This is a genomic window from Bacillus sp. PK3-067 (genome assembly GCF_056738645.1).
Window position 1 is genome coordinate 2,033,903 of record NZ_CP096490.1, and the last position, 12,217, is coordinate 2,046,119.

The window sequence follows — 12,217 nt, forward strand, 5'->3', positions numbered from 1 at the left end:
ATGATAATGCAAAAAAACTTATATGATCCAATCATGTATTTGATGAAAGGATTAATCGATAGGCAAATATATACCGGTGGTAAGCCAATACCTGGGAATGACCCAAATGACGTATTTAAAGAAGGCATGACCGAAGGATATACACTTATTCGTGACGGTGCTCGTTTATCTGCAGTTGATGGAGATAAATATCTGCACTATGACTTAGCCTTTAATGTACACGGTATGCTTGAAAAGGTTCTTGTCTCTCATAAAGTAACTGGAAAAGAGATGGAGATACAATTAATATACAATGCACAAAAGCAATTAGAGCGTGTGCAGCCGAGACTTCTTAATAAAGGTAACGGTATACTATCTGATTTACCAATTCCCGATGTGTCGTAATGATGCACGGGAATTTTTTAATACAAGAAAAAGGGTGATTGCTCTTGTTTGAAACAACCTATTTAGCCGGCGGCCGATTAGATCCACCTTTTCATCCGACTAAAACCGAACCATTCATACCTGGTTTCATTATGGATTCCACATCATTTAAAACGGATGAAGTGAAATATACATTACCTGCAGATATGGAGATTTACGCAATTAGTGTTAGTTCTTCCATTTACGAATTAGATGATAAGTGGGATTTAATCGTAAACGGGCAAACCGTTTGCCAAGATATTTATACAAAGCGGCTTCCGGAAGGGATGCACTTTATGGTTTATAAAGCAGTTAAAGCAGGAGACACAATTGTATTTCGATTCCATAACCAAGGAATTCTTGATAAAACAGTTTGGTTTGAATTGCACTTTTTAAGATAAGGGGGCGTATTGATGAGTTTTGCTGTTACCTATATGGCTGGTGGAAGATTTAACGCACCTTACTTCCCAACAAAAACAGAGCCATTCATACAAGGGCGAAGAGTTGGTATACATGATGAAATTCATGTAGATAAGTTTTCATTACCATTCGAAACAGAAATGATTGCTTTTTCTGTTGCCGCTTCACATTACAGTGATTCGGACTACTGGAATTTATTTATTAATGGCCAACAAGTGTTTAAAGAGGTTTATGTAAAAGATGTGCCGGAGGGATTTAATTTCTCCATTGTAAAACCTATACCTGCTAATGCAGAACTAAAGTTTGAATACCACAATGCATCTGCAGAGAAAAAAGCTATATGGCTTAATTACCAACTATTAAGAGATTAGGAGCGTGAAATAGATGGCATACGTTGAAAAAATGTATACAGAAGGCGAATTCCAAGACGAAATTGTTAAATTAGTAATCGCTAACGGATGGAAAAAAGTAAAATCGTTTTTCAGAGCCGTTTATCCGGATTTAGACGTAAAATCCGATGATGATACAAAATTTGAATTCGGCATGAGTAAGCACATGTTAGTGAAAAATAATAGCGGTTCTATTTATGGAATTGCTCAAATTTCAAAATGGTCACTTAAAAAGTCAGAGATTAAATACAACTTCACAAATGAAGAAGGAAAGAAAGCTTTTGCCGAAGACGGGAAAAAACGTCTAGAAAGCGGTAGGGATCGTTCTTGTTTTTATGTTTACATGATTGAAAAAGAACCAAGCGTTGCTGATGAGGGTGTTCTTGTTCTTCCTTATGAATCTAATAAATTCGAAAAAACATTATTAGATGTTGAACTAACTAAAATAACAGTTACTACAAAAGTAAATAGTGGTATGTCTTACAAAGTTTACTCCTATGATGAAGCAGAGACACAAGTTATGATGTCTCCTTGGGTGAAAGTAACATTACGAAATACGAATTTACAGGGTATCAACGCTCAAACAAATTGGTGGCCAGATTCATTAGTTCGAATCAATGGCCAAGTTGATGAAAGCCGTGTTGTTTTATTAATACAAGCTGATAATACACCAGCCTTTGAAAACAACGTAGTTCCAGTTACACCGCTTTATATGGGCCAATTAGAAAGTTATGCTAACGACGATACATTAGGTGATGCCTTATGGGCGGGAACAGCTTTTGATACAGGTAATGAAGAAGCATCACATAAATTCAATTTTAACGACACGAAACCATATAGAAATGTAGAAAACTACATGCCTGTCATGAAGTCTTATCCACGTTCTCCTGGTAACGGTATTGATAACGTAATTATTAAACGTTCGCGATTAGGAGCAAGATACCAGGCTCACTTTATCGCTTGGAATGTAGCGCCTAATGCAATGCCACCAGATCGCGTTGGTAAAGATGGCGGTCAATATTCACTAGCATGGCAGTCACAAGATAATGACGAATACAAATATCAATTTAACCCGTCTGTTTATAGCAATAAAGTACATACTTCTCGTGCCTATATTGTGCATCCAGATGAAGGTGTACGTGGATATTTACCTTATATAATCCTATTGTCTCCGCTGGGTCTATTAAATGGCGATAGATTAAAAGTTAGAAAGAATACTTGTCCGGATTCACACGACATTTACAAATTCTTTAATGTAGATGCTATTTCACCAATTACAAAAAGACCTGCTACAGCGTATCGTCCCGCTGGATTAGGTATTTTTGAGAAAACAGTATAAAGGAGTTTTCATATATGTGGTTTGATAAAGTCGTATATTTACAAACATTACCGCAAGAATTAGAAAAACTATTTGCTGATAACGGTTGGAAACGAACGCTATTTTTCCAAATCAAGAGCGGCATTTCAAAATTTATTGATGTAAGGTTGTTTGAATCGTTAGGAAGTGATGGAGAACGCAGAAGGTTCGGTATAGCAAATGCGTATGACACTGCTGATTCTGATTTCACTGATAGCCGGTTTATTTCTGCAGATTCTCCACTAGGTAAATTAGGGATGGGGGATGGCGTGAAGAAAGATTTCTCTATCCCTGTTTCTCCTGTTCTTGGTCCTTCTGTCATTGTATATGTAAATGGGTTTGAACAAGAAAAGAGTAAATATAAGGTGGATGCAACTACAGGAAAAGTAACGTTTACTACTGCTATTGCAAAGGGCGATAAAGTAACATGCGAATACAGATTAGCTACCAACACATATGAGCCAAACAATGACATGCTGCTATTTACTTTCAATCGATACTTTATTGAAAAAGAGATCCTTTCCGGTGATAAATTAGGGGAATTAGGAAAAGGAAATGGAACGAAAAAGAACTTCGCATTGCCATTCCCTAACTTTGACGAAAGTAGGACCGTAGTTTACAAGGATAATACTATTGTTGATCCTAGCGAGTACTCGTTCACTGAAACGGAAATTGTATTTAAAACCGCACCTGCAGCAGATACAACAATTAAGATTAGCGGTATTTATTTCTTATTACCAAAAGAAGACGGAACACTGGATACATTAACGGCAAAAACAAGTTTCGATGTTCAAAAGATGGAAAGTATTATGGGTGAAGTATATTCTACGATTAATTTTGTGAATCCATCGCCTTATACATCAATTAGTTTTACACCGGAGCAGCGTTTCTCTAAAGAGTTAAATCGTGATTCTGTTGTTTATCTGTACGGGAACGCAAACAAGGACCGCTTAATTATGTTTATGCGTGTAGATCCAACACCAAATCCAGTTCGTGCATTATTCGTTCCGTTGTATATCGGAAAATTATATACATTCGATGTTGCACCAAGAAAAAACATGATTATTTTAAGCGGCTGCAGACCAGGCGACCAATTTGTATATTCACCAAATAAGAAAATCGGTAATGCGCCACTTGATTATGGTTCTGATACATCAAACGGAAATGAAACGGTTCAATTATCACAATCAAGTACAGGAGCCATGTACCAGCATCATTATTTAGCTTTCATTACTCATGATATGTCAGTAGATAGTGGACAAGGACGCTTCAATCCATCGGTTTATAGTGGTAAATACCATTTATCTCAAATTTATATTGTGCATCCAAATGATGGCTACGTCGGAAAACTGGATGACGTATATGCGGTTCATCCAAAGAATATCCAGCAAGCCGATGAGCTAGAAATTGAAAAAACAGTTGTAGATGAAGTACTTGGTCAAGGTGATGGCCACCGTAAAGTATTTCATTTAGAACATAAGCCAAAGGGCGAAACGTTACGATTATTCATTTCATGTAAAGAAGTTGAAAAAACAGATTATGTATACAATGCAGAGGATAAGACCGTTACATTTAACGAAGCACCGGTTATTGGTTCTGAAATCACAGGCGCTTATGAAATGGCTCAATTATATCGTTATACATTACCGACAACGCCCGTTTGTCCTATGACACAAGCAAAAGCAACACCATTTAATCCAATTGGTTTAGCGATCTACAAAGAAGATATTTAAGCATAAGGGGGTAGCAGAAGAATGAGTGAAAAAGTTTATTCTATTGCTTCCCCTTCTATATGTACCAAAGAAAAAAGTCATGTTGTTGTCGTTGGTTCTGGATCTAATCAGAATGAAAAAGTTTATTCTTTTTCTATTACACCTGCGAATACAGAAAATAAAAATGATGTTGATTATCCGGTTTGCATTGCTCCTTATGCGAGATATAAGGCTGTTAAAGAAGATAACGCAGGAGTAACTGCCACAAAAGTAAGAGCAAAAGGGATTTTAACAGATGTTGTAGAGAATGCATTGCGACAAATAGAGGTAGAAGCCTACATTTCAAATGCAACTGATTCTGATTTAAATCGAAATATAAATGTGGCCAACATTGAAATGCAGCATTCGCAACGAATGGACAGTATTTCTGTTCAACTAATTTCTGCAGAAGAATCAACACAACATAGACGAATTTTCGATATAAACCATATCGAAGGGGTAGAGAGCGAAAAACCAAGCGAGATAGAAGCGATTGTACACGCTTCTGATGAAACAAATCTTATAACGAATGAGTATGAAGCTGCACCAATCATAAAGCAGGATTTACTAAAAGGTAAGTTACGTGAATTCGCTGCAGGTGTGGAAGTATTACCAGAATGGGTAAATGTTGCACGTATTGTATACGGTGAGGGTTTTTATAATGACCTTATGGCCGACAGAGTTACAACGGATTATGAAGCTGTATCAATGCATAATGAAACGAGCGAGATTGTTACCAGGGAGCTAAAAGCTACACATGCAGAGGTTACTTTATCTAATGCAGTTCCAAATATATTACCTGTATCTATTGCCGAAAATGAAACTGGTGATATACAGCAAAAAGAAATACTTCTTCATGTTCCGACACAATTCGAATTTGGTACAAAAGAGCGAGAAGTCAAAGGAATCATAGAAGAATTTGATTTGTTCAATGGTATGGGTATACCGGTTTATCTTCCGGATTATGATTTATTTGCTCGTATGCAAAGAGACATTGAAACGTCTATTGCTAAACAATATGAGTTGAATCGTGTAGAAGAAATTGAAAATGTGGACCTGCTTCCTTATGAAGATATTGAAAGCGCGTATTTAATTCGTGACATAGATGTAGCTCAAATTAACCTGGATCACTCTATTCGAGCAAAAGAACTTGCTGCAGATGTTATTGCAAGTGACGAAGTAAACAAGAAAATAAATGTATTTGATTCTGAAAGAAATGAATCTGCATCATTTACAAGAACAAAAGAACAGTATGCGAATGTAGATACAACACACGCATTTGAACGTATCGTAGAAACACTTGATTCTGTTTATACCGATCAACAAGAATTCGCAAATAAAGAAAATGTATTTACTGCAGCTGTAGAGATAGGACAAGAAGTTAAAAATGCTTCACGGGTATTATCTGTTAAAGATATTTCCGTAACTGACGATGCAAATAAATTGCAAAACACATTTGAAATACAGACGATTGTCGCAGAAGAAGCAGAGAGGTTACATGAAATAAATGCCGGTATTACTGATGCAGATTATTCTCATCGTATCTTAAAAGAATTACAAGGCGTATCGCCAGACGTTACTTTTGCAGAAGTTAAAAATGAGTTGCAAGCAACTGTAGTTGAACTGGATCAAGCAGATAAAGAAGATACTGCAGTACTTACACATGTAGATGCAATTTCTTCATTCGGATTAAAAGAACGCGTACTTATTACCTATGTAAATACTGATGAAGTTGCCAATAAAACAGAAAAAGCATTTCAAGCTAACATAGAAGAGTTTGATTTATTTGAGGGCCTTGGTATTCCTGTATATCTTCCAGAATTTGATTTGTTTGGCCGTGTTCAAAAAGAACTAGAAACACGTATTACCTTATTTAATAATTCATCTAAATCGTTAAATGTGATGCAGATGGAACTAAATCAAACAATTGAATCTGAAAAAGCAATGAAAGAACATACAACTACAGTGATTGAAGAAGTGGCTTCTGACATTGTTCCAGTTACCTTAGATGCTGAACATATAACTTTAGACATTTCTTACAAACAAGATTCACAACAAGCTCTTATTACAGAGCAAGAAGCTTTTAACGGTATTCGTGAATTTGAAGGCGGAATTATCTCTGATACAACGCCATCTGATAAAGAAGTTATAACAAGAGATACAAATGTAATTGAAACTGTAGATGCAGCAAGGGAATCTGAACGATATGCAATCGTTAGTGAACATGAGTTATTAGAGCGACAGGCTAGTGTAGAAGCTGTGGCTAATGAAGTAGATACATTTGATAGGGAACATGAATTAGAAATCGTTACAGAGGAACATGAACGATTTGAACGCACACCAGAACGAGAATCAATTCTAGAGGAAAATGAACTATTCAAAATGGAGAGAGTACTAGATACAGAAAAACCAGATGAATTAATAATCATCGAAAAGGAAAATGATGATCCGAAGTTATGGCTGCGACATAGTCGTCAATCTTGGTGGACAAATTCAAATTGGAAGAAAACAAGATAAAGAGAAGGTGATAAAATGGTAAGCCAATTAGGAAAAAACCTATTGCAACCAGAACCAGGGTGGACTCGTGAATATTGCACTTTAGAAAATGCTGAACCAGGTAAGTTTTTTTCAAATGTAGCATTAAACAACATTAATACAGGAGATAAATGGCGTGCAGTAGGTGATTCTGATAGTTTAGAACGGAATAGCGCCTGGTATATTGGTGCTGCATTAGGTCGTTCATTTTATTTTAAGTTTACAGGGAATGCAGTGCGTATATTATTAAAAAATTTTACAACTCATGCATTCAATATTGAAGTGACAATAGACGGTATTAGATATCCTGGTTCAGTTCCTGCATATTCTTCCGACTACTCTCTTGTCGTATTTGAGAAACTTGATCTATTTAAGGGTGAACATAACGTTAAAGTAACTACAGCAGGAAAGGCTTCTGGTGAACATGGAACTTCTTTTACGCTTTTAACTGCTATTGATTACGCAGATTTAATAAAAGTAGGAGATGTTCTAAAAAACCGGAACCTGGGTGGAAACGGTTTGATGATACGGATAGCAATATTCGGTACACAGGAGTATGGGCAAATTCAACTCATAGTGATTTTTATAACTCGACTTTGCACTTTAAACACAGTACGTCAAACAATCCACCTGATAAGAATCCAGTTTCAATCAAGTTCAATTTTATCGGTACAAGACTTAGAGTTATTGGTCTTATGAACTCGTCGTATGATACTAACGCTACGATACTAGTTGATGGAGTGGAAGAAATAATCAGCTTCTTTAGACCTGGTAGTCAATCCCAGACACTAGTATATGAGAAGATAGGTCTAATGAACCAAGAGCATACTGTTGAAATAAAAGGATATTTTATAAACCTCGATGCAATTGACATCGATGCCGACGGAGAGTTAGTTCCTTTTAAACAAGAAAAAACAAAAGTATCCTTATACGAAAAAGAAAGCGGAAAAATATTTGTAGATGATTTTGATTCCGTAAATCCAAAATGGCTTATGTCACCATCAAATTCATTTAACAATGCTGTTAAAAAGGGATTCTTACGTATGAATCATTCTACAGATAAAGACGTTATGCTTTTAATCGATAAACCACAAAGTAACTTTGCAATCCAGGTTATTGCGGATTATGCTCCTATAAAAGAAGGAGATGAAGGCGGCTTACTAATCTATCAAAATGAAAAGAATAAAGTCGAGTTTCTTGAATCCTATTCTGCTAATGGTTCAAAAAGCGTTAAAGAGTGGATGGCAATATGCAAGGAAAATCAATGGGACTTTTATACAAAGACAGATACATTTTTTGATTATGCGGATAACGATTCATTGGCAGCAAAAAGAATTGGTGTTGTTTTAAAAAGAGGAACTGCAGAGGGATTTGTACCGCTAGACATCAATAAAATTATTATGACAACAAGCAACATGTTACGTCTGCGCCAACTATATGAAAATTATAAGGTTGTATTAAAGGATACTGCAGATAATATCCTGTCTACTAACATCGTAGCTGCAGCTCATACCGGCATTGACATTCTACTTCCTTCTTTAGAGTTTGAGGGAATCATAGAAATATATGACGAGGAAAACGAATTGATAGCAAAGAAACAAGCTACCTTTTACGGTGGGGATATGTATTGCATGGGTTCATCCCTGCAAATCAAAATGAATAGCGCAGAATTAAATACAACGGATCCAACGAACTTAGGTTACATGGTGAATAACGAGCGTATTGTAAAAATGACAATCGTAAATGATAACATCGGTGCTGCTACAAATATAAAACTATCTATTCAACAGTACATGGAGAAAATCGGTTACACCTGGGCGCTAATTTCGTTAGATGGGACAAACTATTTAAATGAAATACAGATTGATTCAGTAGCCGCACAAAGTACGCGTGATTTTTGGGTAAAGGTTGTGAAGGATACAAATTTCCTAGCATTCGAACCAATTTATTTTAATATTCATCTAAAACATAATTGAGGTGAATACAATATGGGAACTGTAATGAAATTATATAGATATACATCGGAAAGTGAGATTACACCATCAATCCTTATTGAGAGGAATATAAAAATTACAATTGAACCAGGAAAAACTCTATATGCTCCACTAGATGTAGGTTGTAACAAATACGATATGCGCACGATTCAAGTTACAAATGATTCAAATGTTGAAGCAATGTTATTTATGTACGATCAAAAAGAGAATGGGAATCAAATCTATAAAAGTTTACCCGAAAAAAGAACGTATGATATTTTATCCATTCCTTGCGAGGATAAAGATCATACAAACAAGGTCCATCTTTATATAGAAAATAGGGGCATAGCAAACTCCACTTTTAATATTTCTATGAAAGCGATACGTTTAAGTTAAGGAGGAACATACAGAATGACAAATAAAATTTGTAAGTTACACAGACTAGAGCGAAGAGAAGTCTTTATGAAGATTATCGATGAAATGAAAAAGGCTGGGTGGCAGCAATTAAATGCTGATGCGCCATCAAAAGATAAAATTTATGTCATGTACTCAAGCGGTAACGACGGTATGAAGAACCATTCTATAGAATTACGCCCATTCGATTACGTCACTGCAAGTAGCCAAGATATTATAGCAGGTAACTATCCCCATTTTGATATAAGGAATTCTGCTAATTCTGTTACTGATGCAAGCTTTAGATTAATTGAAAGATATGATAAAGAGAAGGATGTTACCTTTGGAGGACCTGGTGCGTTCTATCCATTATGTTTTCATCAAGGGAAAACAACTAACAATACTAGTGCTACTAATATTAGCAAACCAATTGCTATGGTGGACCTATATTTATACGTTGATAAAGATATTGTTATCTATTGTGTTTATGAAAACGATGATAATCTTCCAGAACGAAAAGGGAAGACTGTAATAGGATTATTTGGTATTCCAGGTGAACTATATCAACAAGAACAATTCACACCTATATCTTCTCCTTTTAGTGTCTTGGTGAGTGTTTGTCCAAAGTGGGACCCTGGTACAGCACTGGTAACTGCTAGAAGTAAACTTATATATGAGGGATTAAAAAATGTCTCTATTAATACTTTCATTTGGGATAGGGTATTTTTAAAAGCACCCTCTTTAGAAGGGAATATAATATTCACATCATTTTTCATGGGGGATAACATAGATGGATTAAGAGCAAAATTTGATGGCCTTTACACATATAGGGGTTCAAATTTTGTAATTGGCGATATCGTTGAAATTTCTCAAGATGGAGAAGTCCAGAAATATAAATTATTTAACACCTACTACTCAAGTGTATGGAGTTCATTTTCGGAGTACAACATTGCATTAAGAGTAGAATAAGGCTGGTGATTTTATGACAATAAAAGGTATAATAATTCAACCCAAAACACTGTATCCAACCGTACAACGTAAACCACAAATACGTAAAGGTTCAAAATTAGAAATTAGTGATATGTATATTACAGGGGTTAGGAAAACTTCTATACGGAAAGGAGTTATGTTTAACTTCTCCCGAAACGAAAGCAAAACTACTGAAAAATCAGTAATGAAACCACCACGTACCGAACCACTAGAATTCGCGTGGAAGAAAATGAACATATAACTTTATCAAAACTTAAGCGTGCAGCAGCAGGCTTTTTTATTTTGGTCAAAATTTGAAAGGAGGTGAGAACTTGGAAAGAATTCACGAACTCATCAAGGCATTGAATATAAGCGATGTTATTACAAGTACTCAATTTAAAGTAGGTGGTGCTATCGGTGGTGGATTAGGAACAATAATTAATTTGTTATACGGTAAAGCGAACTTAATTTGGATATCGATCTATTGCTGGATTATCATGCTCGACTGGATTACGGGTAGTAAAGCTTCAAAGCTAGACGGAACATACTCATCACAATATGGAATTGAGGGCATCACGAGAACCGTGGTGCTTTTATCATTACCAGCCCTTGCACATTTATTTGATATTGCTCTTAAACTACCTGATTTCTTTTTCTTCATGGTAGTCGGTGGATTGAGTTATCACATTTTTAATAGTTTCGCAGCAAACTGTGCGCGAATTGGCTGGGAAAAATGGATTCCTGCATGGTTATTAGAAAGTGTAGCATCCGAAATTCAAGCAAAGATTCAAAGAAGCGATGCACGAAAAGAAAAACATACTACCAAATAAAAAATACACGCCTTACATAAGGAGAGCATTGTCAAAAGACAGTGCTCTTTTTGTTTGGCAAAAAGGGGAAACACACAATGAAAAAACCAATTAAACTATTTAGCTCATTATTTATGACTCTATTACTCTTATTTTCGTTTGCTACGGCTTCTTTTGCCGATAGAGTACTAATTATCCAAGACTTACCGAAACAAGCATATCGCTACGGTGTGGGCGCTTATGAGGGCGTTGTTGCACATAGTACTGCAACACCAGAAGCACCAGCAATTAACATTCGAAATTATGAAGCTAGAACATGGAGAAATGCATTTGTACATTATGCTGTAGATTGGAACGAAACAGTCCAAATTGCTGATACAAAATATGTTGCTTATGGTGCTGGACCATCTGCAAATAAAAGATTTGTTCACATAGAACTTTCTGAAACTAGCAACCCAGATAAATTTAAATCTTCTTACGAGCGTTATGTAAAACTATTAGCTAAGATTTTAAAAGATAGAGGAATTCATCCAAGCAAAGGTTTATGGACACATAAAGATATTACTTGCAAATTAGGTGGAACTGACCACGAAGATCCGATTGATTACCTTCGTAGTCATGGTGTGTCAGAATCACAATTCAGAGCGGACGTACAAAAGGCGTATGAAGGCGCAACAGTTACAGTTAAACCAAAACCACAAGAACCATCTCAAAACGTTGTAGGCGAAACAGGAGTAGCTTATATTGAAGGATTTAACGTAAACCTAAGAAGTGGACCATCAACAAATTATGTTGTTATCCGTCAATTAAATAAAGGAGAAGCATATCAAGTATGGGGAAAACAAGGTGATTGGTTAAATCTTGGCAGTAACCAATGGATTTATAACAACCCATCTTATATTAAATATCAAGGGGAACAAACTACTACTTCAAGTTCTGTAGTAGGAAAACGTGTTGTTTCTAAAGTGGACGACCTTCGTTTCTATGACTCTGCTTCTTGGTCTGATAAAGATGTAGCAGGAACGGTAGATGAAGGGCTTGGATTTACGATTGATGCTAAAGTATCCGTTAATGGTTCACCACAATACAAAGTACACAACAGTAAAGGCACAACATACTACATTACTACTAACACAACTTACGTTACGGTAATGTAATTACACATAGACTTAAGCTCACACACCTTAGGTAAGTATGCTTAAGTCTATGCTATCTTATG

At 35.9% G+C, this 12,217-nt stretch carries 11 protein-coding genes and 1 pseudogene; all 12 read left to right on the plus strand.

Features of this window, described 5'->3' with window-relative positions; genetic code table 11:
* The 12 genes and pseudogenes from M1D73_RS10630 to M1D73_RS10685 all read left to right on the plus strand — a co-directional run bounded on the left by M1D73_RS10630 (position 1) and on the right by M1D73_RS10685 (position 12,155).
* Positions 1-384: a hypothetical protein gene (locus M1D73_RS10630; RefSeq protein ID WP_243340793.1), complete on the plus strand. Its 384-nt coding sequence runs from the start codon at positions 1-3 to the stop codon at positions 382-384.
* Between the two features lie 44 nt (positions 385-428).
* A complete protein-coding gene (locus tag M1D73_RS10635; protein ID WP_000464284.1) occupies positions 429-803 on the plus strand; it encodes a hypothetical protein in 375 nt (124 codons plus the stop codon).
* A 12-nt stretch (positions 804-815) separates the two neighbouring features.
* A complete protein-coding gene (locus tag M1D73_RS10640) occupies positions 816-1,193 on the plus strand; it encodes a Low copy number virion structural protein (protein WP_243340791.1) in 378 nt (125 codons plus the stop codon).
* Between the two features lie 13 nt (positions 1,194-1,206).
* Positions 1,207-2,550, plus strand: coding sequence for a hypothetical protein (locus tag M1D73_RS10645; protein WP_243340789.1), 1,344 nt, complete (start codon positions 1,207-1,209; stop codon positions 2,548-2,550).
* Between the two features lie 14 nt (positions 2,551-2,564).
* Positions 2,565-4,301, plus strand: coding sequence for a hypothetical protein (locus M1D73_RS10650; protein ID WP_000264171.1), 1,737 nt, complete (start codon positions 2,565-2,567; stop codon positions 4,299-4,301).
* A 21-nt stretch (positions 4,302-4,322) separates the two neighbouring features.
* On the plus strand, positions 4,323-6,836 hold the full coding sequence (locus M1D73_RS10655; RefSeq protein ID WP_243340787.1) for a hypothetical protein: 2,514 nt from the start codon (positions 4,323-4,325) through the stop codon (positions 6,834-6,836).
* A gap of 15 nt (positions 6,837-6,851) precedes the next feature.
* Positions 6,852-8,830: pseudogene (locus tag M1D73_RS10660) on the plus strand (hypothetical protein).
* A 12-nt stretch (positions 8,831-8,842) separates the two neighbouring features.
* Positions 8,843-9,223 carry a hypothetical protein gene (locus tag M1D73_RS10665; RefSeq protein WP_243340782.1) on the plus strand — a complete coding sequence of 127 codons (381 nt, stop codon included), beginning with the start codon at positions 8,843-8,845 and terminating at the stop codon, positions 9,221-9,223.
* Between the two features lie 15 nt (positions 9,224-9,238).
* Positions 9,239-10,189, plus strand: a complete 951-nt coding sequence (locus tag M1D73_RS10670; protein WP_243340780.1) for a hypothetical protein — start codon at positions 9,239-9,241, stop codon at positions 10,187-10,189.
* Positions 10,190-10,202: 13 nt separating this feature from the next.
* On the plus strand, positions 10,203-10,451 hold the full coding sequence (locus M1D73_RS10675) for a hypothetical protein (protein WP_243340778.1): 249 nt from the start codon (positions 10,203-10,205) through the stop codon (positions 10,449-10,451).
* A gap of 70 nt (positions 10,452-10,521) precedes the next feature.
* Positions 10,522-11,019, plus strand: a complete 498-nt coding sequence (locus M1D73_RS10680; protein ID WP_000439587.1) for a phage holin family protein — start codon at positions 10,522-10,524, stop codon at positions 11,017-11,019.
* Positions 11,020-11,096: 77 nt separating this feature from the next.
* Positions 11,097-12,155: an N-acetylmuramoyl-L-alanine amidase gene (locus tag M1D73_RS10685; protein ID WP_243340776.1), complete on the plus strand. Its 1,059-nt coding sequence runs from the start codon at positions 11,097-11,099 to the stop codon at positions 12,153-12,155.
* Positions 12,156-12,217: the final 62 nt, after the last annotated feature.